This is a genomic window from Sphingobacterium sp. UBA7249, assembly GCF_002472835.1.
GTDB lineage: Bacteria > Bacteroidota > Bacteroidia > Sphingobacteriales > Sphingobacteriaceae > Sphingobacterium > Sphingobacterium prati.
This window is the reverse complement of record NZ_DKST01000018.1, coordinates 17,513-42,139: the sequence shown is the minus strand read 5'-3', so window position 1 is coordinate 42,139 and position 24,627 is coordinate 17,513. Positions and strand designations below refer to the sequence as shown.

Sequence of the window (24,627 nt, the reverse complement as noted above, 5' to 3'; positions counted from 1 at the left end):
ATGTTGTGTAAGGCTTGTTTAGTTGCTGGCTATCGTTGTCAAAAGCTCACTATTGAAAATAGATGCAGGTGAAATTACTGTTTCCTCCAAAGGGATCTGATTGCCGTAACGTTCTTTGAGTTTGCTTTTAACCTCGGTGCTACTGAGATCAAAATCTTTGAGTTTTTCCAGTTTGCCTACTTCAATTCCGGCCCCCCGCTGGTAGATTTTCCAGATCAGTTCCGAACAATAAATTCTATTGTCCGACCATTCGAATGTAGCATCGTAGTTTTTATCCAAAAATCCCTCACCGATTCTCTTCATTTTGGCTAAAACCTCCGCCGATAGTACTTTGTCTGCTTCTTTAAGCCGTTTGATGACATAATGTTTGTTTTTTCCTCTAGCGATCCAGTCTGTCAAGCCTGTTACCGTCACTGGTTGAATAGCCTCCAGTACATAAGGTTTTCCATCCTCGTGAAAAATAAGACCACAGTGAGAGTAAGGAGAACCCGTGGCTAGTTGTACAGCTTTACATTGAGGTGAGATGGATGACTGAAAGATCATATCTCCATCTTTTAACAGGGGTAGCATCGTGCTACTTTTAACTTTTTTATCTAATGATCCATTTTGAGCTTTCGGTGCGTTAATCTGGAAATAAAATCGCCCGATCAGCAGCGTGCAAATGATTAATAGGACAAATACAGCTATTTTTTTCATGATTGTAATGCTTTAAGATGGCATGATTAAAACTCCAATAAGTGTTTATTCCAACAAGCCGTAAAACGTACCGGCTTAATTTACGGATTTACTTGCCTGGTAATGATTTGATAACGTTATTTAAGCGATTATTAGTATGTTATGACTCCACATTCGTGCCCGGGAACAGCTTGTGCAGATTCAGTGCCATAGCAAGATAGCTGCTATCGTTTACCTGTAGATTATAATGTAAATAGCTATCGTCACTGATCGAATAGGGACTGAACGGTTGCTGTTGGAGTTGATCAGAAGAAGTCGCCCAAGTCTCCTGTGGCAATAGGAGTGCGCTTAGACTAATGAACAAATAGCATACATATGTTGATGCTCGCAAGAGTGATGTTCGAATGAAGTACAACTTATTCATCAACATATTGTGTTAAAATTGCTTCGATCTCATCTATAAGTTTATAGGAGTTTGATTCCAGTAGATCTATTTCTGCTTGAATGACAGGAGTAATCGGCAATTGCATCAGTTTTCGATATACTTGAATGTCCAGATCAATATTCTTGAGTTTGAGTTGAAGTAAATATTGCCCTTGCTCGGTTTGTAAGCATAGTTGGTTGAACGCCTGTTTCAACCTCTCTAGTTCGGCAATTGTTCTGCTATGGTCATTTTCTCCTGCTAGACCGTAATTGGGGTATTTTTCACCCAATTGATTGAACGCATCAAGATATTCCTGTTCCGATAAGGAATGAATATTCATGTAAAGCAGGTTATAGGCATATAAAGCTTCCTGATTTTCCTCACTGACCGGAACGTCCTGATAATCTTCGACCAACTGCGTGATGTCTTGATATTCAGTTTGTAAAATAGCATCAATATCCTTATTGATTAAATTTGCTTTGTTCATGCGAATATTCTGTTCTTTTGGCAGCCAACGATTGTGATTAATTCGCTTGACTGTTTGTCTTAAGGACAAAGATCCGGTTTTCAACGAAAGATACTATCCCTATATTCAGCTAATTTTATACGGCCTCTTGGTCGTTTTGTGTTTCTTATTTTCAAGTGGATTTTTGAGTTTGTTTGCTTATGTTTAGGTGCCACAGCAGGTAAAACTGTGATTTTTTATTGCGCGTCACTAATAAATATGGTGTTTTTAGTTAAAGTTATTGTGTTGGTATTTAGATTTTTGTGTTTTTATTTTGATTAATTGAGTAAAAAATACTCAATGAATTTTGTCAAAGTGAAAATAATACGCATATTTGTTGAGTAAAAAGTACTCAATAAGAATGATTGTAAAAAAAGAAAAATGATTATATTAAATAAACATCAGCTCATCACCGAACAGTTTCCGAATGGGGAAACGAAAGTGAAGGATTTCGATCAGTTGATCAAAGCGGATAATCTGCTAGAATTTACCTATCAGGAAGATGGCGATTTGATCCGTTTGTTTTTTGTCAAGAAGCGACTTGAGGAAGAAGGGGCGAGTTGTAAATTGTGGATTCGTTATATGCCCTATAGTCGTATGGATCGTAAAATTGAGGGCGACCTGTTTACCCTAAAATATGTCGCTGCATTTATCAATAGTTTACAGTTTGATAAAGTATATGTTGTAGAGCCACATTCCGAAACAACCCTCATATTACTAGAAAATAGTGTAGCGATTTATCCTGCGCTAGATTGGTTGCCGAAACTGATGGAAAAACTAGAATTTTCAGATAATGACCGAATTGTATTTCCGGATAAGGGGGCGGCAGCACGCTATTTAAATAGTGGTTATCAAGATGCCTGTGTCTTTGAAAAGCAACGCAATCCACAAACGGGACGTATCGAAGCGATGGAATTAAAAGCGGGCAATATCGCAAAAGGTGCCAAATGCCTTATTGTCGATGATTTATGTTCTGCAGGCGGAACATTTCTCTGGGCGGGAAAAATTCTAAAGGAGATGGGGGCAAGTGAAATCTACCTGTTGGTGGCACATTGTGAGCCAAGGATTTTCAAAGGTACTTTGTTGGAGGAAGATTCACCGATCGACCTTGTTTTCACCACAGATTCTATGATGAATACCACGCATCCGAAATTAAATTATATCAACTTAACAACTGAAAGCTATGTTTAGCGCAATGAGCAAAAATCCGATTCTCTGGACGGACGGTTACAAACTGTGTCATAAGGATCAATATCCAGCACATACAGAATGGGTATACGAGACCTGGACTCCCCGGATGTCTCGGATCGCAGGAATAAGCCATGTTGCCTTCTTTGGATTGCAGGGTGCTCTGGCGGAGATCAGTAATTCTTTCGATGAATATTTTTTCGCCCAACCTGAAGATACAGTTGTTGCGCAGTATGAAGAAGCCATTCGTGAAGTGTTTGCGATGACCAATAGCAATTTTGCCAGCACACATCAGTCACAACACATACGCGCTTTACATCGTTTGGGTTATCTTCCGATTAAGGTGAAAGCCTTGAAAGAGGGGTGTCTCGTGCCGATAGGGGTGCCTATGTTTACGATCGAGAATACCCATCCAGATTTCTTCTGGTTGCCAGGTTATCTTGAAACGCAACTCTCCGCTTATATCTGGTCACCAATGACCGCTGCAACTATCGCCGATCAATACAAGAGATTGTTGACAGGTTTTGCTGAAAAAACGGGCGATGTCAATAAAGTATTCACCCAAGCTGGAGACTTCTCTATGCGCGGTATGGGATCGCCTGAAACGGCTTATCGCAATGCCGGCGGGCATTTACTGAGTTTCGGTGTTTCGGCAACACTCTCAGTTCGGGATTACCTAAAGACCTATTACGACGCCACAGGTGATATCATGATGTACACGCCTTCAACAGAGCATAGTGTGATGTGTTCTTACGGTGAACAGGAGGTTGAAGCTTTTCGGCATTTGATTTCAGAGGTTTATCCCAGCGGAAACATTTCTATTGTGTCCGATACCTATGACCTATGGCATGTTGTGGATCATGTATTGCCACAACTGAAAGATTTGATCATGGGACGGGAAGGTAAAGTTGTCATTCGGCCGGATAGTGGCGATCCTGTTAAGATTATTTGTGGTGATCCGGAGGCTGACCACGAAACAGTTCAAAAAGGGATTGTCGAACGTTTATTTGAACTCTTTGGCGGGACGGTCAATGCGAAAGGCTTCAAAGAACTTGATCCACATATTGGCGTTGTGTATGGCGATTCCATCACCGTGGAACGGGCAACTAAGATCTGTGAAGGTTTGATGGCGAAAGGCTTTGCCTCGACCAACACAATACTTGGAATAGGATCCTATACCTATCAGTATGTTACAAGAGATACCTTTGGCTTCGCTTTAAAGGGAACGGCCGAAATCGTTGACGGTCAGTTTAAAGCTATTCAAAAAAGACCGGCCACAGATACCGGTAATTTTAAAAAATCCCAAAAGGGCATGGTTGCCGTTGTATTTGAAAACAATGATTTTCGCTTGATAGACGATCTCAATCCAACGACTATCGAACAATTGAATGATAGCAATTTGCTCAAAGAATGTTTTGTGAATGGGACCTTTGTCAGTACGGCTAGTTTTAAGGAAATAAGAAATAGATTACAAACAGAATCAATAAGAGTATATGGAAAATAACCTAAGAAAACCGTTTTTCATCAATGATGAAAACGTTGAACAGTATGCACAACAAATGGCATCATGGATTGCGGGACAAGTGAATGGGGCAAACCGTCAAGGTTTGGTACTTGGCATGAGCGGTGGGATTGATTGTAGTGTGGTTGCTTGCCTATGCCATTTAGCAAAAGTAGATGTCCATTTGGTCATGATGCCCTACGGTAGTGACATGAACAATAGTAAAAGCCATGCGCATGGTATGGAGCTTATTGAAAAATTTGATTTCCCGTACCATATCTTTGATATCAAGCCAGCGGTGGATGCGTTGACGATCAATAACGAAGCTTATATTACTGCTTCAAGCGAATCCAACCGTGTCTTGAGCTTAGCCAATATCCGGCCTCGGGTCCGCATGACTTACCTCTATCAATTTGCACAATTGGGAAGCCGTTTTGTGATCGGTACCGGCAATATGGCCGAAGCGACCGTAGGTTACTTTACCAAATGGGGAGATGGCGCTTATGATCTTAATCCCTTGGCCATGGTGACCAAGCAGGAAGTATATACACTGGCAAAATACCTAGGTGTCCCCGAATCCATTCAATATAAGAGTCCTTCAGCAGGTCTATGGGAAGGACAGACAGATGAAGAAGAATTGGGCATGAGCTATGCACAGATTGACGGATTTATTCTGACCGGAACATCCGGCGATTCAACGATAGATGAACTGATCCGTAGACGTCAACAACAGTCTGCTCATAAGTTTGCTGCGATTCCAACTTTCAAAGGCTAGTAAAAAGTAGAGCTGATAGGAAAAGGTTAGGTTTAGGACACACACAATACATAATTATTGAAGATGAAAACAAGATATGAACAGATCGTTGATGTAAGAGAGATCGCATCCGAAAAAAGGGATCATATTCCGTCCATACTGTCATTGGCAGGGCAGGAGCAAATCCTGCCTGTTGCATCGGATAAAAAGCGTACGCTGCTTTTGGCGATTGATGTACAAAACGATTTTATGGAATCCATTGGCAGTCTACCAGTAGCTGGTTCGCGTGCTGATGTACAACGGCTGACCCAATGGATATACAACAATATGGCTTCTTTGACGCAGGTCATGTGCAGCCTTGACTGTCATTCACTGCTGCAGATTTTCCATGCAGACTGGTGGGTGGATAAGCAAGGAAATCAGCCCAAACCTTTTACGGTCATCCGTCACGGGGATCTTATGGCTGGAACCTGGACTGTCGCTAATGCGGACACAGCTGAACAATCTCTAGCTTATCTTAAAAATTTAGAGGCCGAAGGGAAAAAAGAGCTTTGCATCTGGCCCTATCATTGTTTAGAGGGCAGCTCGGGGGCGCAATTGGAAAGTCAATTTACCAATATGCTCTATTTTCACAGCGCTGTACGTCAAGTCAAACCCATATTGGTCTATAAAGGACAGGATCCCTACACAGAAATGTACGGTATCATTAAAGCTGAATACGACGACAATAAATTTGTCAATAATGCCGTGCTCGAGGCTATACAGGCCTACGATGCCATTTATATTGCCGGACAGGCATCAAGTCACTGTGTATTGGCATCTGCAATGCAGATAGTGGAATATTTTGGGGAGGATAAAACGATTACGTCCCGCATTACCCTACTGATCGACTGTATGTCACCTATTGCTGGTTTCGAAGAGTCTACACTGCAGGCTTTTGAATCACTGCGTGAAAAATACGGCATACAGATCAAAAAGTCCACCGACGTAATTTTATAACAAGATGGTCAGTACTCTAAAAACATATAACTACGAATACCCCAGGCCCGCAGTTACAGTCGATTGTGTGATCTTTGGTTTTGAAAAAAATCAGCTTAAACTGTTATTAACCAAACGGGCGATAGAACCCTACTTAGGGAAATGGGCATTTCCCGGTGGCTTTATTCAGGAGGATGAAACTGCGGATGAATGTGCGCTACGTAAACTGTCCGAAGAAGCTGGGCTCAGCAATATCTTTCTTGAGCAGCTCTATACCTTTTCGGATTTAAACCGTGATCCCCGGGGCCGAGTCATCAGTATTGCCTATTATGCCTTAGTTAAACCTAACGAATATACCCTGGAGGCCGGACTTGATATCGATGCGGTGCAATGGTTTAGTTTGGAGGAGGTAGATGATTTGGCTTTCGATCATCAACAGATCTTGTCTGTTGCGGTCGAACGCTTGAAAGGTAAAATCCGTTACCAGCCCATCGGATTTGAACTGCTGCCAGCACACTTTACCTTGCCTGAACTGCACAAATTGTATGAAACAATTCTGCAGCGTTCGATAGATCGCGGTAATTTTCGCAAAAAGATATTGAGCATGGATCTGTTGGTCGACCATAGCGACATGCAAAAGGATAGACATGCCAGAGCAGCAAAAATCTATAGTTTTGATAAAGAAAAATACGAAGAACTCAAAGAAACAGGATTTTACTTCGAAATATGACAATTTACCTTATCCATCAGGTTCATGAAACAACATGGGCCTTTATCAATTTCAATATTTAGCGTTTACAAGTCGAATATCGATTGTCACAGCGCTTAAATTGACTTACCTTTCCTATTATGTGACTGAAATACGATATTAGATTGAAATATCTTAATAGTGAATTATCTGTTAATATGAATAAAGTACTTTATTGCGCTGGTCTTGTTTTGTCACTATGTATGGCATGTCAACAAAACAAGGTGAAAGATCCTGTTTCTTCTCCAATAAAGGAGGCTATAGTAAGCGAAAAGCCAACCGTCGATTCGCTTGTCTTTCAGGATAAAATGATCAGAATTTATAAGATAGATTCCATCAGCTTTTTTAAGGAACAGCAACAGGCCGATTATAGGAGAGATACCATCGCTTCAATCAGCGATGTAAAAGTTGCGAGAAAATTATTGCAAGGCCGTGTCGTATTTGGAGACTATATTCCAGGTAAGGACATGGAAATTGATACACTCGTGGATGGAAATCTAATTGCTCAGGTACGACTTAATGATGGTCGCTTACTAACGGCGGGAAAAACAGAAGGTGCCATTGATCTGTTGGAGAATATGTTTGTAAAATATTTTCCATCTGAAGAGATTTTGTTGTTGGAAGGAGGGCATACAACAGATCAGGCACTTGATTTGCGCCAGGGGAAATGGGATGTTGAAGAAATCGGTAATTTAGACTATGTCTATTTCTCTAAGCATAAGAAATATAGATTGAATGGCATGTTTAACGGACAGGAATGTTCCAGTTACTTTTTGCAAAAAAAGGAAAATGAGGTCTATCTGACCTATGCACAGATTCCCTTGGACTGGAACGATAACTTTGAACTATGTACCCTAAAAGAAATCTTTTGGAAAGGAGATCAGCAGGTATACTTTCGAAATTTTTTCTATGGAGCACCGCATGATAAGCGAGCGGGTTTCTATAGACTGGATATTATTTCCGAAAATTGATGTCATCAATAGGAATGCATCGAATCGCAAATTGCTTTTCTTGGTAAGATGCTCCTGCAAGTAGGATACACAAGGGCATCATAAAACCCAAACCAAATTCGAAAAAGGAAAAATCCCTGTTTTCCGCTAAGCAGAATCTTTAATAATAGCTGTATTTTTACTGCATCAGGTACAGTGCTTGCCGTTGTCATCGTATTGAGGTAAGCACGATCTATTTTAAGACTATCGAGCAATAAGGTTATGGCGCATCGCATTTATATATATAACGTAAATCCTAAAACAAAAGAAACATTTGAAGCACATCTGGCCGAATGGAATTATGAAATTCCTGCCCTGATGTTCCCACTATTTTCTTCGGGTATCCGTTCCCAAGGAACACAGCTCTATGCCAATAAGGAGGACGGTATTGCAAGGTTACGCTATTTTTATGCGCTGCTTGCTGATGTTTATCAATTGCATTACAAAAAGAAGTATGCTGAACCGGTCAACAAGATGTTTGAATTTTTGGAAAGTTTGCCATTCGATACCTTTCAAATCGATGGACGGGATGTCTTCAATATGAATGTAGAAAAACATACAGAACAGGCAAGTGACTGGGTTGATGAGATCAGGACGACGGGAGCTTTATATACACAGGCCTTTGAGAAGCAGAGTTTGGATCCTCTTCAGAAGATCTTGCAATTATCAGGCTATGACACTTTTCTGGAAATGCTCGAGACAGACTGGATTAACTATGGTTTGGGCTTGTGGGAAGAACATGCTTTTAAGCAGGAGGGAACCGAAGTCTTTGAAGAAAATGGAAAACAAGGATTAAAGGATGCTCTTGGAAATATTCTGGTCGCTGCGAAATATGATGAGATATTTGAGTTCAATGAAGCGGGGATTGCTGTGGTTGAACTGGATCATCTATTTGGGTACATCAATGAGCGGGGAGAGGAGATCGTATCCTGTCAGTACGTTGAGGCATTTGACGCGCGTGTTATCGATGGGGTTAATTATGCTGAGGTTGAAATAGAAGGGAAACGTGGTATATTGAATATTGCAAACAAACAACTTTCATTACCCGCTGCCTATGATGATTTGGACTGGTTTGCCCGTGGTTTTTTGAATGCAAAGCAAGGTGATAACTATTTTCTTTTTGCTGTTGATGGAACACAGGTTATTACCGAATCCGCGGATGAACCTTTTGGATACGATTACATTAAGCTTTTTTATAAGCGGCAAAAAGGTACCATGAAGCGGAAATACTTTCGTGTGGATGGTCACTATTTGGGCAGTTTTCTGGAAGATAGCCTACAGGCTATTCCCAATGCCTATTTTTGGATCAAACCCAATAAGTTGCAGCGAAAGATTTCAATCATCAAACCTAATGGCAATGTGCTTGATGAAGAGATTGATCGTATCATCGTCCTGGATGATTATCGCAGTATCGCTTACCTGAAAAATAAACAATGGCAGATTTACTCACTCGCGCATGATCTATTCCGTTTAGTCGATCGATCTATTGATAAAATCTTGGTCGATAGTATTAAAAACTTTCGAAAAGATGTCTTTGTTGTCGCCTGTGCCGAAGGGCAGGGGATATATGAGGCATATCTTGATCAATGGCTACTCGAACCTGATCCGGCTTATCTAAAAATCGAATATTGCTATATGGACTTTATGCGTATCCAGCAATCCGAAGGGATGCGCTATTTTGATACAAAAGTAAATTTCTGTAGCGAACTTTACGATTATGTCAGTGCGCCGATTCATGATCCGCATCCGGAGCGAAGCGAAGGCGAATTCTTACTCTTATTTAAAGGAGAAAAACTGTTTTATGTAGATCTAAAACGAAATATCGCTGAATTCCCCGAAACAGCATTTGGCCGTTTGTATGCCGAAAAATATAATTTGCAGGGAGCTGACCAGAATTATTTTGTACAATTTTATCAAGCGTGGACAAAACGAAAGGGGGCGGGCTACGAATCTTATCTCGATAACGAGACGTTATATGAAAAAGCACGGAAACTAAATTGGGCCGGTAAGATAACCGAAGCTATACCTTTGTTGACTATCGGTGCCTCGCGAGGGAGCGCCGACTGCCAATGCCTTATTGGCAATATCCATAGCGATATAGATCATGAAGATTTCCTGGATATTCCCAAAGCAATCGGCTTCTACAAACAAGCCATAGCACAGGATCATGCGCAGGCGTGGACGAACTTGGGTTTCATATATGCGACGGGCCTCGGCCTGCCCCCTGATATTCCTAAAGCCTTGGAAGCCTATCAAAAAGCCGCGGCATTGGGGGAATCACAGGCGATGAGCAATCTTGGCAATTGGTATTATGAGGGAGAATACTTGGAGCAGGATTATGTAAAGGCCTTGCACTATTTTAGGCTGGCTGAAAAAGACGGTATCAATAACGATGCACAGGTAGCCGAAATTTATTACCAACAGAAAGATTACGCCAATTTATTACGCTATCTGAAAAAGGATAAAGACGGACAATATGCCGCAATTTATTATGGTATTTTGTATGAGGAGGGCTGGGGCGTAAAACAGAGTACGGTAAAGGCCCTGCGTTACTACGAACAGGCAAATGAAAACGCGGCCTATGCTTATGCCGTCAATCGTCTCTTGTATTACTACAAAAATGGAGCGTTTGCAGATGCAGCTAAATACAACTTTTGGTTGGATTTCGCCAAAAACAATGCGGTTGATATTGAAGGATAAAAAAGAATATGGCACATCGCATTTATATTTATAACACAGATAAAAAAGATCAGGAGTATTTCCATGCTTATTTGGGTGAATGGAACTATGTCATTCCAGATTTGTTGCTCCCTTTGTTTGCTGCAAACCCAAAAGCAAAAGGTACTTTGGTGTATACCGAAAAAGAAACGGGTGTTTTAAAATTAAGGAAATTCTACGATCTGCTTATGCAGGAGTATAACTTGATATCCAATGCTGCTGTCCTGTTGACCATCGAAAAAATGTTCGATTTTCTGCATGGACTTCCATTTGAATACTTCCAGATCAATGCGCGCGATGTTTTTAATATGTCTGAGGTTAAACATAGCCAACAAGCAAAGGATTTTGCATTTGAAATTCATGAGAAGAACCTGTATTACGAAAAAGCAATAGAGAGGCAGTCGTTATCAGAGCTTTATCCTATTTTGAGCCGCTCAGGTTATGATTCCTTTTTAGCGATGTTACAAGCTGAGTGGAGCAACTATGGATTGGGCTGGTGGAATAGGGAGGCGATTGATAGCCTTGATAACCAGTTTTTTGAAGAAAACGGATGTTGGGGGATCCGGAATGCGAAGGGTGAGGTGAAAGTCGAACCCTGTTATGACGAGATCGGAGACTTTGATTATAATGGCTTTGCAGTTGTTGAGAAAGAAGGCTTGTTTGGCTATATAAATAGAAAGGGCGAAGAGACCATCCCTTGTATGTACGCCTCTGCAGAGCCTGTACAGAGCGGCCGTTGTACGATTGTAGGAAAAGTGAGTTTAGCAGGCAAATATGGCTTGGTGGACGTGGAGACTGGAGCTACAATTATTCCCTTGAACTATGCGGTTTTGGACGATTTTGCTTATGGATTCTACCAGGGACAGCAGGATGGAAAATATGGCATTATCGATGCTGAAGGTAAGGGCTTGAATACGACGGGTTCTGATGAGCCTTTTGAAATAGACTACGAGGGCTTTATTTATCAACCAATAGCGAACAGCAAACTACGTAAATATTATTCCAATCAGGGTGTTCTATTGGGCGAATATCCAGAAGGAGTTTTGAACGAATTGTTGTTTGATTTTTATGCGGTCAATTTAAACAATAAAAAAAAGAAATCAGTCCATGCAGCAGACGGTTCCCTTTTGGTAAAAGATGTGGCTGTGCTAAATGCCATGAATGGGCTCAGTGCATTGTATTACCTTACAGCGGGCAAATATTTTCTGTATGACCTCGCTAGCAGGAATTTTCTTCTGCAAGATCTGACGATTAAATCTATACAGGGAGGTGCAGATTTTGGTAATGGTGCCTATAATTGTTATATCATTGAAACCGAATCGGAAAGAGGAATCTATCACACAGAGACTAAAAGCTGGCTGCTTCCATTGTCAGCACATTATGCCACAATCAGCTATGCGCTGATGGACTATTTTATCCTGCAAGATCAGGTGGGCGGGTATTATTACTACGATACTGATAGCAAAGAACTAAGTGAATCCTTCGATTTTATCTGTGGTAGTGTAAGACATTATCAAGATCTAATGATGTTGCGCGACGGCAAACTGTTTAATAAAGGATATGAGGGATTGGAAGAGGTGTCCCAAGATCAATATGGATATTATATCAAGGCATTGGACAAGCTGGAAGGAAAGGAACTTGAGGTTTTTGACCATTTTTTCACTCAGTGGAAATCGGATCGGGGCGTAGATTTTGAATCTACTTATGATAGCTATACATTGTATCACATGGCCATGGATTGCTGCAGAAATGGAGACGTAGAAAATGCTATCCGTTACTTTACATTTTCAGCTGATCAAGACAATGAAAGCAGTATGTATGAACTTGGTAATATCTATACGGATACCGATAATGAAAATAAGCGTTTTCTGGACCTGAAAAAAGGAATTGCATACTATGAGCGGTCCGCCGGAAAGGGGTATGCAGCTTCTTGGAATAGCATCGGTTATCTTTACCAGCATGGAATAGGCTATACATCGGATCTAAAAAAGGCTTTTGAGGCCTATAACAAAGCGGCTGATCTTGGGGATGGCTATGCATTATCCAATCTGGGTTATTTTTATTTTAGTGGGACCTATGTGGAAGAAGATCTTGAAAAAGCGTTGGATTATTACAAAAAGGCGGAGTTGAAACTAGTCGAGAATAATGGCAATATCGCTTCGATTTATTATAGTTTAGATGACTATGACCGTCTGCTTGTTTATCTGAAGAAAGATAAAGCGGATAGCTATTCCAATATTTATTACGGTTTGATGTATGATGCGGGTTTAAAATTTAAAAAGGACAGTAAAAAAGCCATTCATTATTTTGAGCGGGCAAATCGTTATAGTGTCTATGAGTCTGCTACAGAAAGCTTATTGGATTATTATAAAAATGATCCCAACTTTATGGACCAGGAAAAACATGCCTACTGGTCGGACTTCGCCCAACAACACGAATTGGATATTGAACCCGAATTGTTGATTTGGGCGAATGAGAAAAGTGGGGGAGCAGGCGCACAGGACGAACCTAAGGGAAATAGTAGTTCATCCTTTTTTAGTAAACTGTTTAAAAAGAAAAAATAACCTGCACGATGTTATCTTCTGCGAATTTAGATTTCACCGGTATGCTGATCGATCTAGCCTTTATGCTGTTTTTTGGCGTAGGTTTAGGTTATTCCCTGATCGTGGGGATAATCCATATCATCCAGAAAAAGACCCAAACGTTTGGCTACTATCTACGGACATTTTTGATTTCGGGGATTATAGGTCTTGCATTGGGCGCTTTAATCGTTATGATGTGGGTACAATCATTGTAGTTCGCACACAACTTGATTCAGGAGCTTTTGTCGTTGGGTAGACTCTGCTCCTGAAAACATATATTCACGGTTAGACCGACCTATTTTTTGCATTGACGATATGCATCAGATGGTGGTTGCAGTGCCAGGCGTATAAACCAATATTTATTTTAAGGGAAATATATCTTTTGGTAACGGGATGAATAAAGGCCCGTTCAAGTTGCTCATCACTTAGACTTTTCAAAAGAATCTCCCAACGTTGATGTAACCCTTCCAATAAGGAAATTGAACTTTCTATTGGAATGTATTTTGCGTCCGGCAGTTCTGCCCAACGATTTTCTTCATAAAGTTTTATGGTAGGATCATCTTCAGTCAGGGCCAATTTGAAACGGACAAAGCTATTCATATGGCTATCTGCGCAGTGATGTACCACTTGTCTGATCGTCCACCCATCAGGACGATATCGTTTTTCCAATGAGCTATCCGGCAAGTCAATGACTTCGGATTTTAGGCGGGTCGGGAAGTCTGCAATTGTTTTTATCCAATCGCTCAATAATTGCTTGTTAATATGATCTGGTACGGCAAAGCGGCCTATGGGATACCGAAGTTTTTCTAATTCATGTTGCATGGATTAAATTTAACGAAAATTGCTTGAAGGTTCGTATCTTTTATGTGTAAAGTAACGGTCAGATCATCTTTTGGGCTTTAACAAACGTACTTATGTGATTTGGATGACAGGAAGAATTATGGTAATTTCGGCAATTCGAGATGCATGACTTTATTTTTTTCTATAATCGATGAGCTAGGAAAACAGGTAAGGACGGTGTGTTTTGAACATAAAGCACAAGGAATGAAGAGTCTAAATGAGTTGATTAATCCGACAGATTCGGGATGGAATCTGGTCGAAGAATGGATGAAGGGAGCTAGCAATTCCTATGAGGTACTGGCCAGAAATCCGAAACGCGCAGATGAGGAGCTCTTAAGAGCTCAGATTACTACAAAATCACCTATGGGCGCTATTATTCATCAAACCGGTGGAATACTCATTGATGGCGGTTGGCTACGGATCTTGGGTTCGGGGTCAGTTAAATTGAATCGGGGTATTATGGAGTGGAACAAAGGAAAGAGTTTTGACAAAGAAGGGGAGAAAGGTGGTTTTTTGTTAATTGCCGATGATGTTTTAGGTGGCTATTTTGCGATTAATGCCGGCGCTTTGGGCGAGGGCATAGGACATGTCTATTATTTTGCACAGGATACCTTGCAATGGGAAAGCTTAGAGTGTGGCTATTCTGATTTTATTTATTGGACACTGAAGGGGGATATCCGTCAATTTTATGAAATATTCAAATGGAAGGATTGGGCTGAAGATGTACGGAAATTAGATGGCAACCAAGTGTTTTCATTTTATCCTTTTCTGTGGACAGAACAGGCCCGCGATTTTCGGAAGGTTGATAGAAAAGTTGTTCCGATCGATGAAAATTACCATTTTACGATGGAATTTGCTGGTGGAAGATAGCTTTTTAGCAGTTAGTAGGCTTGATGGTCACCGTTTTCGAAACGCTGGTTTAGTTGGAAATTCATCAGCGAACCAGCTTGTCCATGTGCGAGATAGACGATTTTATTGGAGATAGACAGATTATTTTATCTGGATCACATGCTTTGAAAATGTCTTTCTTCTGGATATTAAATATTGCTGCATACATATCGGCGTTGTATAAGCTTGTTTTTGCTGTCTGTTTAGAATGACTATCGAATCAATTTGATCGACCAATAAGTATTTAATCGAGGTTCCATCCCATTTTCCAATTGAAAAATGCTGCCTGAATTGCGGATTCGTATGCAGGGATACTTCAATGGGATTTGTTTTCGCAGAAATTCCGACGTGCTTGCTGTTAGTTGATTTCAAGTATACTAAAATATGTGTGTCCTTTTTCTTTGCTTCAATCTGGATCGTACGTACAGGATCACAGGCTAGCAACAGAAGAATAGATAAAAACATTGTTATTACAAAATATATACTCATTTTCATCATTGAAGATTTACATGTCGGCAATCAGACCAACGATCTAGTTCGTAAAGGATTCTTTTTAGACCATCGATATCCCTCCCAAAAAAATGGAGCCCCCTTGGATAGTTACAAATATAACTGGAAATAGTAAGGATATTCTAGCTGTTTTCAGGGAATTTTAACGGAGAGCGAGAGGGGAAAGAGAACCTATATTGATCGCTGACCGAACAATTATCTTTTCTTCGATCAGCAATCATGTCCTTTTTTGCTCAATAAAATGTGATCCTAGCTCGGTTGATTTTGGAGTGCATAGGTATGCTCGTTGAGTTTCGTTATTTCCAGTTGAATTCCTTCTGCGAGTCCAAGTTGTGTAGCTGCTTCTTTCCCTAGTTTAAGGACATGGAATCCACGGCCACGGTAAGTGAAATTGCATTCATACTCATTGGAATCAATAACGATCCGGAGCTTTTGTGATTTCGCTGGAAATAAAGGTTTAAAATCTTTCGTAATTCTGATTTGCGATTTTTTTGCATCATCCGCTGTAATTTTATTTCCTGCTGCTGGAAATAACATACGATTGGGAGAATCATTTTGAGCTATGTTTTCTACTACTTGTTGTTCATCTTTCTGTTGAACTCCTGCAACATCTTTCGGAGGATTTTCCGCTGCCACTGTATCTTGAGGCTTTTTATTTTGCCGGCCTTTTTTTCGTGCATTTTGATTGACAGGTTTTGCCGAAACTTCCTGCGATTTTGCATCAGTAGTCGATACTGTTTTTTTGTCTTCAGCTGTTGGTGAAGGGGCGACGGCTGATAAAGGTCTTTTGATAATATTTCGAATGTAATAATGTTTTATTCTCGATTTGTCCGTATTACGTTCTTCAATTTCAAAATCTTCTGTATAGGCTTTAAAAAGGTGGGACATCTTATCGTAACCATAATTTCGCGCATCAAAATCTGGTTTTCTTTTATTGAAAAGACTGCCAATTTCCCCTAAAAATGCCCATCCATTTTCATCTGCGGTGTCATCAACAGTATCTTTTAATAATTCCAGTGTCTCTTCGTCAAGAACTGCTATACTGGTTGGATTGTCAACAGGTGCCGGTTTGGGCTGATTCTGCTGTTTTTTCTTTGTGTTAGATTCTTTCTTTGGATTCTTTTCAAAGATTTCAACATAAATAAATTTGTCGCAAGAGGCAATGAAAGGTTTCGGCGTTTTTTTCTCTCCAATACCGATAACTAACTTGCCCGATTCTCTTAGACGGGTTGCCAATCTTGTAAAATCGCTGTCACTTGATACAATACAGAATCCATCGACCCTGTCAGAGTGGAGGATGTCCATTGCATCAATAATGAGTGCCGAGTCCGTGGAGTTTTTGCCTTGTGTGTAACTGTACTGCTGAATCGGGGTGATCGCATGGGTAAGAAGCTTATCCTTCCATTTTTCGACATAAGGATTGGTCCAGTCACCGTAGATCCGTTTGATCGTAGGAATACCGTAGCGTTTGACTTCGTTCAGAATTTCTTCGATCTTTCGATAAGAAACATTATCCGCATCGATTAATATTGCGATTTGTAAATCCCCATGTTCTGCCATATATGTTTAGTTATATTTCGATGTATTTTTATGTGTACGCCTCCAATAGGATTTTCCTATTTTTTGAACATACGGTTAAAAATACGTTATTGTTGAAGAATTATTGAATTTTTTAAGAATTTAATTTGAATAATGATTTTCTGAAGGACGCTATTTTGAAAGATTTCCTATCTTAATTTATGTATGATATTATAACAGGTGCATTGGAAGAGGAACATCATATAATGTTTAATATGATGTATAGTAACAAAAAAAGGTTTTCAAACGGGGAGAATGAAAACCTTAAATAACCAATTATAAACCTAAATTATGATGATACAAAGATAGTGTGTTTTTTACACTTCTGCAAGTGTTGTTTAATATTTTTTTTATTGAGCAATTATTTTTGTAGCTAAAAAGCTACAATATTCTTGTTGTCATCCTGATTTTAAAGATAATGATTATATAAGGTACGCTATTTCGCTATTGCAAGTGTATCATTTCAAAGCGAAAATTGACCATAGTGTCAGTTCTTTTGTGATCCGAGGCCACCATTTTATAAAATTTATAACGGTTTCTTTTTTTGTTGGTGATTACTGGTATCTAGCTTTATACCAAGATCAGACCAAAGTCGTACTTGGAGCTGAAATAAGACCCTATTTAGCCTGTTAACTCCCTGTAATTACTCTACTATTATAAAAGTTGGTATCAATCAGGTATGAACCTTTACCAAATATGGTAAAGGCGATTCTACAATAGAGCAGATTATGGTCCTCGAAAGTTTGAAAAAATAGAATGAAATTTAAAACGACACAAGACTCGCCCCCCAGGATAGTATAAATAAGTGATTAATGTTGAATAAATGCAGATGGCCGGTAGCCCAGGACAGCATAGAAACTATTGGTAAATGCCTGCAGACTTTGATAACCTACTTTATAGGCGATTTGGGATATTGTCAGTTCGCCCATACTTAAAAGCTCAAGGCTTTTAATGATCCGAAGCAATTGTTGGTATTTGACAAGTGTCATTCCCGTTTCTTTTTTAAATAGACGCTCTATGGTACGCAAGGATAGATTGGATAATAATGCAATGTCCTCCATCTTGATGGCGTGGGTATAGTGATCATGGAGGTGGTCTAAAACTGTCTGTAGTCTATTTTCACTGGGTAGCGTAATTTCTAAATGCAATAATCGGGCTCCAAAAGCAGGTAGTTCGTTGAGGAGTGCACGGAGGAAAATTCTTTTGTGTTCATTTTCTTCCGTCAATTTTGACCATTTTTCCGCATACAGAATCATTTCCCTTAATACCCTTGGAGCCGCGAATATTTGGACCTTATCAAAAAATGAATCTTCTTCTTCGTCGATATCAAAAAAAAGGATCATTAGCTTAATGCTTTCCGAATGCGAATTGGTCTTATGTAAAGCATTTGAGGGAACCCACGCTACGTGATTTTGGGGAAGTAGGTACATTTTTCCTGCCACGGTAAGGTATTGAAAACCTTGCTCTACATAAATCAGCTGCGCTTTTCGATGCGTATGTAATGCGTCATCATGAATCCAGTTTTCTTCAAACCAGACAAAATTTGATTTTTTTATCCTCTCAATTGTTTCAATGTGATTCGAACAGCCCATGTCGTTATGAATTAAATCAATGGCAAATTTAATTAAATAACTGAATATATCTTTGCGACAGATTATCACTGTAGAGAGATCTACAAAGATTTATTGCTGCTTAACTGCGGATTGGTTTCATCTATTAAAAATGGTGCTTTATGCACAAGAATTAAGTAATTTCTATGAATAGTAATATGCAAAAGTCAAACGCGGCTCCCTGGAGTTGGCTATCTGTAATGGTCGTTATTTTGGTATCTACGAATCTTAGGTCACCGATCACAGCTGTAGGGCCAGTATTGGGACAGATCAGTGACAGTCTCGCATTGGATAGTTTTCAAAGCAGCCTGTTGACTGCGATTCCTCTTTTTATGTTTGCGACTTGCTCGGTAGCCGTGAGTAAGTTTTCCCATGTTCAGGGGATGCATCGTTTTTTGTTGTTTGGGTTGATTATTCTTGCCCTTGGCGTCATTGCCAGGGTATGGGGGGATCTAGGCTCTTTATTTGTGGGTTCTGTTATGATCGGATTAGGGATCTGTGTGGGCAATGTGGTGGCTCCGGGTTATATTAAAACCAGTTTTCCGAATTATATCGGACTGATGACGGGAATTTTTGCCGTAGCAATGAATCTGACCGCGGCATTTGCATCGGGCTTTAGTCTACGTATTGGGGAATGGACAGGAATAGGATGGAGAGGTTCCTTGGGACTGTGGGTTGTGTTGGCCGTATTGGCTATTATTGCTGTCTTTTTTGATCAATTAGATAAATCTAAAGATGTCGCTGTTATCCAAAAACAGCAATCGCAGACTGGAGTTGGGCATATTTTCAGATCGAGATTGGCTTGGTATATCAGTATATTTATGGGTATTCAATCATTGGTTTATTATAGCCTGATTTCCTGGTTACCTAAGGTGTTGATCGACTATGGTATGGCTTCCAAAGATACCGGTTGGTTGTTATTTTTGATCCAGATTGCAATGATTCCCATTATGTTTGTCGGACCTATTATCGCACACCGGATGAAAGACCAGCGGTTGATGGCTGTTGCTGTTGCCGCTGGCATGCTAGGTAGTATAGTGATCTTCTTTTCATTTAAGCTTGAGGGAATTTATGTCGCGGCTGTGTTGCTGGGACTTTCCAATGGCTTGTCTTTTAGCCTGTCCATTCTCTTTTTTAGCTTAAGGGCAAAAACTACGGCAAATGCAATTAAAATTTCGGGGATGGCACAGTCGGTCGGTTATCTGATTGCAGCATTTGGCCCACCGATTTTTGGAAAACTGCACGAGGTTGACCCCTCCTGGAATTACTCTTTTTATTTTCTTGCCGGTAGCATTATCCTCCTGTTGATTACAGGGGTAAAAGCAGGGGAGAACAAATTCGTGGAAGAATCTTGAGACAGCAAAAACAGTGCTTCGNNCCGATATCTTAAAATATCGGGCCCCACGTCTTTGCGATTGGCTTATTTTCGCCATAAATGGATCCAGTGATCAGTTATCCTTAATCTTTTAAGATATCAAATTCGATGTACGTCGCATTGTTGACATCATGAAAAATGCGTTGTGTCGCTTTACGGAAATCGGCTTTGGTCGCTGTATAGGGTTCCATAAATACTTGCGGATTTCGTTCAGCCAATGGGAACCATGAGTTTTGCACCTGCACCATGATACGATGTCCCTTTTTAAAGGTGTGGGCAACATCGGGCATAACGAAATCTACTTTTTCCACCATGCCCGGTGTCAATGGCTGCGGTTTGTCAAAGCCATTTCGATATTTCCCAGCCATGATCTCTCCTCTGACCATCATCTGGTATCCCGCCATCGGTTTCCCATCAAAACTCGGCGCATCCTTGGGGTACACATCGATGAGTTTAACAATATAATCCGCATCGGTGCCTGTTGAAGCTACTTTTAGAAAATTCTTGATTGGCCCGACAATGGTGATATCTTCCGTCAATGGTGCTGTCTGATAGACCATGACGTCTGGACGACTGGCTGCAAAGCGCTGATCATCGACCATATACTCGCGGGTGCGATTCTGGATTAATCCGCCTTGGTGCGGAACCGGTTTGTTGGGATCCGTTACATATTCATCCCATGAATCTGTGCGTTGGACTTTCTCAAAACCAAGTTTACCCTGCGGCTGAAAATAGAGTTTTTTGGTCTCAACGTTCTTCGGTGGCCATTGTTCGAATTGTTTCCATTCATTACTTCCGGAAATAAAGATATTGGCCTCGGCAGGAGAAAAACTGCCTTCTTGTTTTAAATAATGACTGAAAAATGGCTGTTCAAATTTTTCCTGATAGGTGATACTTGTTTTTTTCTCAAATTGGATGTCACCCAGGTAATCTCCTGCTGCACGTACCCAACCACCATGATACCAGGGACCCGCAACCAGAATTGAATTGTTTGTTTTGCTCTTTTCTTCAATGGATTGATAGGTTTTAAATGTTCCATAAGCATCCTCTGCATCGAAAAATCCGCCAACAACCATGACCGCCGGTTTCACGTCTTGTAGATAATTGGTGATGACACGGGTTTTCCAGAAGTCATCGTAATTAGGATGCTTAAAGAGGTTATTCCAGAATTGGACAGAGTCTCCAAAATATTTTTCTTTGAGTTCTCTGGCAGTTCCGGCTTCAAGGAAAAAATTATATTTATCCACTTCGTTGATCTGAATCTTACTATTAAATTGATCCGGCGTAATTGGTTTGGGGCGTGGAACACCAAAGGTCGACATAAATGTGAAAGCATCCTGTAAGAATAAGACACCATTGTGGTGAAAATCATCACCGATAAACCAATCGGTTACTGGAGCCTGTGGCGAAACAGCTTTGAGGCTTGGGTGTGTCTTGACTAATCCGACCGTAGAGTAGAATCCTGGATAAGAGATACCATAAAGACCTGCTTTACCATTGTAGTTCTTCAGGTTCTTCTGTAGCCATTCCAATGCGTCATAAGTGTCTGTGCTTTCATCAATCGCTTTTTTATCTTTACTGAGATTTGTGGGACGAACATCTTCAAAATCACCTTCACTCATCCATTTTCCACGAACATCTTGGTAGACAAAGATATATCCATCCCGCATCATTGCAGGAAAGTTACCCAAACTCTTTTTGTATTCGTTTTGTCCATAGGGGCTTACCGTGTAAGGAGTGCGATTCAGCAGAAGAGGATATTTCCTGGATTTGTCTTTGGGACTGTAGATCACGGTAAACAATTTCTTGCCATCTCTCATCGGAACCGTTACTTCGTTTTTTTCATAATGATCCCGAACATAAGCAGAATCTGCAGTCGTCTGTGCATGTAATTGGCTTCCAGTTAATACGGCTAAAGCCAGAAACGAAACTGTAGTTTTCATTTAAATAGTTATTTAGGAATGTTGATTGATCATGGTATACATGAATTTATTACACTCAGTTTGTTTTTAATGAGGATGTAGCTGTCATGAGCAAATTATTTTCGGTTTGTTAGCTGATTGAGCTCACGATGGTTCCATCAATTATCAGCCTAAAGGTAATGCTCCCGAAACCATTTTCCAATTTTATTGTCATATTTATATAGAATGGAAAAAGAAAAATTGACCAATTTTTTAGAAAGAATAACTTTTTTTGAAATGTATTTGGATTAGTTTTTTAATGTTAATATATTGAGTAAAATTAGTTATAGTTATATTTCATTTTTGAAGGAGTGGTCAAATAGCTTAAATTTCAATTAGATGGGTGATCTTCGTTTAGTTTACTCATTTATTTATCTTAATTTATTTTATCTCATAATGAGTTTTGAAAAAGCAATTGTCACGATTTTATAAATTAAGTGACGAGCGATATGAAATATGTTTTTTTAAGCTAATTTTAAGAATTATTTTATCATAAAACATCAATTAAATAACAAATTAAGTATATAGAATTAATATGGGACAACAAGTGAAAGATGCCAATGGTAAATTGGGTATTCTTATTCCAGGATTGGGTGCTGTGGCTACAACATTGATCGCTGGTGTGGCATCTATAAACAAAGGTTTTTCAAAACCGATAGGATCTGTTTCTCAATTGAGCAGAATTCGTTTGGGTAAGCGCACAGAGAATAGAAATCCATTAATCAAGGATTTTGTCCCTTTGGCAAAGTTAGAAGATGTGGTTTTTGGTGGTTGGGATGTCTATGAGGATAATGTCTATGAGGCAGCGTCAAAAGCACAGGTATTGGAGCAAGGTCAACTTGATGCTGTAAAAGCTGAATTGGAAGCTATTCAGCCAATGAAAGCTGTCTTTGATCGCAATTTTGTAAAAAATTTAGATGGAACACACATCAAAACGGAGAAAACGCGACGTGAACTGGCTGATGCTGTACAACGTGATATCCGTGAATTTAAAGAGAAAAACGGCTTAGACCGTGTGGTAATAGTCTGGTGTGGTTCAACTGAACGTTATATCGAAACGAACGAAGCTTTTTCAACAATTGCAAAATTAGAGGAAGCTTTGGATAATGACGATCAACGCATTCCACCAAGCATGATTTATTGCTATGCGGCTATCAAAGAAGGGGCTCCTTATGTCAATGGTGCGCCAAACTTAACATGTGATGTTCCTGCTATTGTGGAATTAGCTCATGAACACGGCGTCGCAATTGCTGGGAAAGATTTCAAAACAGGTCAAACATTAATGAAAACAATCGTGGCTCCTGGTCTTCAAGCAAGAGCACTTGGAGTCGAAGGTTGGTTCTCTACAAACATTTTGGGTAACCGCGATGGGTTAGTATTGGATGATCCAGAAAATTTCAAAACAAAAGAGGTTTCTAAATTATCTGTATTGGAAGAAATCTTAGATGCGAAAAAGAATCCAGAATTATATGGTGATTTATACCATAAAGTACGGATCAATTATTACCCACCTCACGGAGATAACAAAGAGTCTTGGGATAATATCGATATCTTTGGGTGGTTAGGTTACAAAATGCAAATCAAAATCAATTTCTTGTGCCGTGATTCAATTTTGGCAGCTCCAGTTGCTTTAGATTTGGCGTTATTTATTGATTTGGCACAACGTGCTGGTATGTCAGGTATCCAGGAGTGGTTGTCTTTCTATTTGAAATCGCCACAAACTGCACCAGGTTTACCTCCTGAACATGATATCTTCAAACAATTAATGAAGTTACAAAATACCTTGCGCCACATTATGGGTGAGGACTTGATTACGCACTTGGGATTAGATTATTACCAAGAGTTAGTCGATAGTATTCAATAAATTACCTTTAAAAAAAAGGGGAACAATTGCTTTAGTAATTCTTCCCCTTTTTATTCCTGATAATTATTTCTTGGATACAGATTCTCTCTATTGAAAAAAAATAGCGTAGAGATGCTGTTAAATAATTGTCTGGCAATAACCTCTGTAAACTTTTGCGTTTGCAAACGCTAAGATGGTGACGGGGGTTTTACTTTTTTAATGAATGATTTTATTTTGCAATTAGAAGGAATGGAATTTGCTATCATTGCGGCGGGAGAAGGATCTCGATTGCGAAAAGAGGGGTTTAATTTACCTAAACCCTTGCTACCCTTACATGGAGTTCCATTAATTGAACGATTGATTCGCGTTTTTGCTAAAGAAGGTGCGCGGCAAGTGCATGTTATTATCAACAGACAATCACCCGAATTGAAGACATTTTTAACGCATACAGCATTTGAACTTCCCATCATCCTGATCGAGGAGGATACACCTAGTTCTTTGCACAGTTTTGCTTTATTAGTCAAAAGCAATCCGGCTTGGACTTCCTGTTGTCTGACGACCACAGATACTGTTTTTAGACCTCATGAATTTCATGGATACCTAATGGCTTTTCATCAGAGGGTGGAGGCAGACGCTTTTATGGCTGTCACGCCATTTGTAGATGACGAAAGCCCACTTTATGTAAATACAGACAATGAACTAAACGTAGAAGCATTTTTGGATAAGGCGACAGCGGAAACAAAATTTGTTTCGGGTGGTATTTATTGCTTTCGCAAAGCTGCGCTGGACTGTGCACTCCGTTCTGTTGCTGCAGGGAACTCCAGAATGCGTAACTTTCAACGTGCGCTTTTGGAAAACGATTTGCGCGTTAAAGCGTTTGTATTTGAGAAAGTAGTGGATATCGACCACTTAAAAGACCGTATTGTAGCGGAACAATTTTTGAGTGAGGAAGTTAGTTAG

The 24,627-nt window shown here is 39.9% G+C and carries 21 protein-coding genes; 13 read left to right on the top strand and 8 right to left on the bottom strand.

What is annotated here, in order from left to right; genetic code table 11:
* Nucleotides 1–18: 18 nt before the first annotated feature.
* From B4A24_RS14635 to B4A24_RS14625, 3 genes are all read right to left on the bottom strand, one after another.
* Nucleotides 19–696: a YiiX family permuted papain-like enzyme gene (locus B4A24_RS14635; RefSeq protein WP_293945872.1), complete on the bottom strand. Its 678-nt coding sequence runs from the start codon at nt 694–696 to the stop codon at nt 19–21.
* Between the two features lie 139 nt (nt 697–835).
* On the bottom strand, nt 836–1,099 hold the full coding sequence (locus tag B4A24_RS14630) for a hypothetical protein (protein ID WP_293945871.1): 264 nt from the start codon (nt 1,097–1,099) through the stop codon (nt 836–838).
* Nucleotides 1,092–1,586, bottom strand: coding sequence for a hypothetical protein (locus B4A24_RS14625; RefSeq protein ID WP_293945870.1), 495 nt, complete (start codon nt 1,584–1,586; stop codon nt 1,092–1,094). The genes B4A24_RS14630 and B4A24_RS14625 overlap by 8 nt, the downstream gene beginning before the upstream one ends.
* A gap of 399 nt (nt 1,587–1,985) precedes the next feature.
* On the opposite strand from B4A24_RS14625, the gene B4A24_RS14620 reads away from it, so the two are divergent.
* From B4A24_RS14620 to B4A24_RS14580, 9 genes are all read left to right on the top strand, one after another.
* Nucleotides 1,986–2,795, top strand: coding sequence for a phosphoribosyltransferase family protein (locus B4A24_RS14620; protein ID WP_293945869.1), 810 nt, complete (start codon nt 1,986–1,988; stop codon nt 2,793–2,795).
* 4 nt (nt 2,796–2,799) lie between these two features.
* Nucleotides 2,800–4,296 (top strand): nicotinate phosphoribosyltransferase, encoded by a 1,497-nt coding sequence (locus B4A24_RS14615; RefSeq protein ID WP_293945868.1) that lies wholly within the window; start codon nt 2,800–2,802, stop codon nt 4,294–4,296.
* The gene (gene nadE, locus B4A24_RS14610) at nt 4,286–5,068 is read left to right on the top strand and encodes an NAD(+) synthase (protein ID WP_293945867.1); all 783 of its coding nucleotides are present in this window, start codon (nt 4,286–4,288) and stop codon (nt 5,066–5,068) included. The genes B4A24_RS14615 and nadE overlap by 11 nt, the downstream gene beginning before the upstream one ends.
* Nucleotides 5,069–5,131: 63 nt before the next feature.
* Nucleotides 5,132–6,046: a hypothetical protein gene (locus tag B4A24_RS14605; RefSeq protein WP_293945866.1), complete on the top strand. Its 915-nt coding sequence runs from the start codon at nt 5,132–5,134 to the stop codon at nt 6,044–6,046.
* A gap of 4 nt (nt 6,047–6,050) precedes the next feature.
* Nucleotides 6,051–6,755, top strand: a complete 705-nt coding sequence (locus B4A24_RS14600; RefSeq protein WP_293945865.1) for an NUDIX hydrolase — start codon at nt 6,051–6,053, stop codon at nt 6,753–6,755.
* Between the two features lie 176 nt (nt 6,756–6,931).
* Entirely contained in the window at nt 6,932–7,744 is an 813-nt protein-coding gene (locus B4A24_RS14595) for a hypothetical protein (RefSeq protein ID WP_293945864.1), read from the top strand.
* Nucleotides 7,745–7,984: 240 nt separating this feature from the next.
* A complete protein-coding gene (locus B4A24_RS14590; RefSeq protein WP_293945863.1) occupies nt 7,985–10,462 on the top strand; it encodes a tetratricopeptide repeat protein in 2,478 nt (825 codons plus the stop codon).
* 8 nt (nt 10,463–10,470) lie between these two features.
* Nucleotides 10,471–13,044: an SEL1-like repeat protein gene (locus B4A24_RS14585; protein ID WP_293945862.1), complete on the top strand. Its 2,574-nt coding sequence runs from the start codon at nt 10,471–10,473 to the stop codon at nt 13,042–13,044.
* 8 nt (nt 13,045–13,052) lie between these two features.
* The gene (locus B4A24_RS14580; protein ID WP_293945861.1) at nt 13,053–13,277 is read left to right on the top strand and encodes a hypothetical protein; all 225 of its coding nucleotides are present in this window, start codon (nt 13,053–13,055) and stop codon (nt 13,275–13,277) included.
* A 70-nt stretch (nt 13,278–13,347) separates the two neighbouring features.
* Here B4A24_RS14580 and B4A24_RS14575 read toward each other — a convergent pair whose 3' ends face one another.
* Entirely contained in the window at nt 13,348–13,884 is a 537-nt protein-coding gene (locus tag B4A24_RS14575; protein ID WP_293945860.1) for a YfiT family bacillithiol transferase, read from the bottom strand.
* A 222-nt stretch (nt 13,885–14,106) separates the two neighbouring features.
* On the opposite strand from B4A24_RS14575, the gene B4A24_RS14570 reads away from it, so the two are divergent.
* Nucleotides 14,107–14,772: a DUF2625 domain-containing protein gene (locus B4A24_RS14570; RefSeq protein ID WP_293945859.1), complete on the top strand. Its 666-nt coding sequence runs from the start codon at nt 14,107–14,109 to the stop codon at nt 14,770–14,772.
* A 120-nt stretch (nt 14,773–14,892) separates the two neighbouring features.
* On the opposite strand, the gene B4A24_RS14565 is transcribed toward B4A24_RS14570, so the two are convergent.
* The 3 genes from B4A24_RS14565 to B4A24_RS14555 form a co-directional block, all read right to left on the bottom strand.
* Entirely contained in the window at nt 14,893–15,255 is a 363-nt protein-coding gene (locus tag B4A24_RS14565) for a hypothetical protein (protein ID WP_293945858.1), read from the bottom strand.
* A 294-nt stretch (nt 15,256–15,549) separates the two neighbouring features.
* The gene (locus B4A24_RS14560; RefSeq protein ID WP_293945857.1) at nt 15,550–16,860 is read right to left on the bottom strand and encodes an NYN domain-containing protein; all 1,311 of its coding nucleotides are present in this window, start codon (nt 16,858–16,860) and stop codon (nt 15,550–15,552) included.
* A gap of 827 nt (nt 16,861–17,687) precedes the next feature.
* Nucleotides 17,688–18,470 (bottom strand): AraC family transcriptional regulator, encoded by a 783-nt coding sequence (locus tag B4A24_RS14555; protein WP_293945856.1) that lies wholly within the window; start codon nt 18,468–18,470, stop codon nt 17,688–17,690.
* A gap of 164 nt (nt 18,471–18,634) precedes the next feature.
* On the opposite strand from B4A24_RS14555, the gene B4A24_RS14550 reads away from it, so the two are divergent.
* Nucleotides 18,635–19,843, top strand: a complete 1,209-nt coding sequence (locus tag B4A24_RS14550) for a CynX/NimT family MFS transporter (protein WP_293945855.1) — start codon at nt 18,635–18,637, stop codon at nt 19,841–19,843.
* Between the two features lie 103 nt (nt 19,844–19,946).
* Here the strand turns inward: B4A24_RS14550 and B4A24_RS14545 are convergent, their stop codons facing one another.
* On the bottom strand, nt 19,947–21,806 hold the full coding sequence (locus B4A24_RS14545) for a CocE/NonD family hydrolase (protein WP_293945854.1): 1,860 nt from the start codon (nt 21,804–21,806) through the stop codon (nt 19,947–19,949).
* 553 nt (nt 21,807–22,359) lie between these two features.
* On the opposite strand from B4A24_RS14545, the gene B4A24_RS14540 reads away from it, so the two are divergent.
* Both B4A24_RS14540 and B4A24_RS14535 read left to right on the top strand, forming a co-directional pair.
* Nucleotides 22,360–23,688, top strand: a complete 1,329-nt coding sequence (locus B4A24_RS14540) for an inositol-3-phosphate synthase (RefSeq protein WP_293945853.1) — start codon at nt 22,360–22,362, stop codon at nt 23,686–23,688.
* A gap of 198 nt (nt 23,689–23,886) precedes the next feature.
* Nucleotides 23,887–24,627, top strand: a complete 741-nt coding sequence (locus tag B4A24_RS14535; protein WP_293945852.1) for a nucleotidyltransferase family protein — start codon at nt 23,887–23,889, stop codon at nt 24,625–24,627.

What these genes read in the sequence shown, in the direction of transcription:
- B4A24_RS14635 (WP_293945872.1), bottom strand. Translation starts at nt 696, where the DNA reads ATGAAAAAAATAGCTGTATTTGTCCTATTAATCATTTGCACGCTGCTG.
- B4A24_RS14630 (WP_293945871.1), bottom strand. Translation starts at nt 1,099, where the DNA reads ATGAATAAGTTGTACTTCATTCGAACATCACTCTTGCGAGCATCAACA.
- B4A24_RS14625 (WP_293945870.1), bottom strand. Translation starts at nt 1,586, where the DNA reads ATGAACAAAGCAAATTTAATCAATAAGGATATTGATGCTATTTTACAA.
- B4A24_RS14620 (WP_293945869.1), top strand. Translation starts at nt 1,986, where the DNA reads ATGATTATATTAAATAAACATCAGCTCATCACCGAACAGTTTCCGAAT.
- B4A24_RS14615 (WP_293945868.1), top strand. Translation starts at nt 2,800, where the DNA reads ATGAGCAAAAATCCGATTCTCTGGACGGACGGTTACAAACTGTGTCAT.
- nadE (WP_293945867.1), top strand. Translation starts at nt 4,286, where the DNA reads ATGGAAAATAACCTAAGAAAACCGTTTTTCATCAATGATGAAAACGTT.
- B4A24_RS14605 (WP_293945866.1), top strand. Translation starts at nt 5,132, where the DNA reads ATGAAAACAAGATATGAACAGATCGTTGATGTAAGAGAGATCGCATCC.
- B4A24_RS14600 (WP_293945865.1), top strand. Translation starts at nt 6,051, where the DNA reads ATGGTCAGTACTCTAAAAACATATAACTACGAATACCCCAGGCCCGCA.
- B4A24_RS14595 (WP_293945864.1), top strand. Translation starts at nt 6,932, where the DNA reads ATGAATAAAGTACTTTATTGCGCTGGTCTTGTTTTGTCACTATGTATG.
- B4A24_RS14590 (WP_293945863.1), top strand. Translation starts at nt 7,985, where the DNA reads ATGGCGCATCGCATTTATATATATAACGTAAATCCTAAAACAAAAGAA.
- B4A24_RS14585 (WP_293945862.1), top strand. Translation starts at nt 10,471, where the DNA reads ATGGCACATCGCATTTATATTTATAACACAGATAAAAAAGATCAGGAG.
- B4A24_RS14580 (WP_293945861.1), top strand. Translation starts at nt 13,053, where the DNA reads ATGTTATCTTCTGCGAATTTAGATTTCACCGGTATGCTGATCGATCTA.
- B4A24_RS14575 (WP_293945860.1), bottom strand. Translation starts at nt 13,884, where the DNA reads ATGCAACATGAATTAGAAAAACTTCGGTATCCCATAGGCCGCTTTGCC.
- B4A24_RS14570 (WP_293945859.1), top strand. Translation starts at nt 14,107, where the DNA reads ATGAAGAGTCTAAATGAGTTGATTAATCCGACAGATTCGGGATGGAAT.
- B4A24_RS14565 (WP_293945858.1), bottom strand. Translation starts at nt 15,255, where the DNA reads ATGTTTTTATCTATTCTTCTGTTGCTAGCCTGTGATCCTGTACGTACG.
- B4A24_RS14560 (WP_293945857.1), bottom strand. Translation starts at nt 16,860, where the DNA reads ATGGCAGAACATGGGGATTTACAAATCGCAATATTAATCGATGCGGAT.
- B4A24_RS14555 (WP_293945856.1), bottom strand. Translation starts at nt 18,470, where the DNA reads ATGGGCTGTTCGAATCACATTGAAACAATTGAGAGGATAAAAAAATCA.
- B4A24_RS14550 (WP_293945855.1), top strand. Translation starts at nt 18,635, where the DNA reads ATGAATAGTAATATGCAAAAGTCAAACGCGGCTCCCTGGAGTTGGCTA.
- B4A24_RS14545 (WP_293945854.1), bottom strand. Translation starts at nt 21,806, where the DNA reads ATGAAAACTACAGTTTCGTTTCTGGCTTTAGCCGTATTAACTGGAAGC.
- B4A24_RS14540 (WP_293945853.1), top strand. Translation starts at nt 22,360, where the DNA reads ATGGGACAACAAGTGAAAGATGCCAATGGTAAATTGGGTATTCTTATT.
- B4A24_RS14535 (WP_293945852.1), top strand. Translation starts at nt 23,887, where the DNA reads ATGAATGATTTTATTTTGCAATTAGAAGGAATGGAATTTGCTATCATT.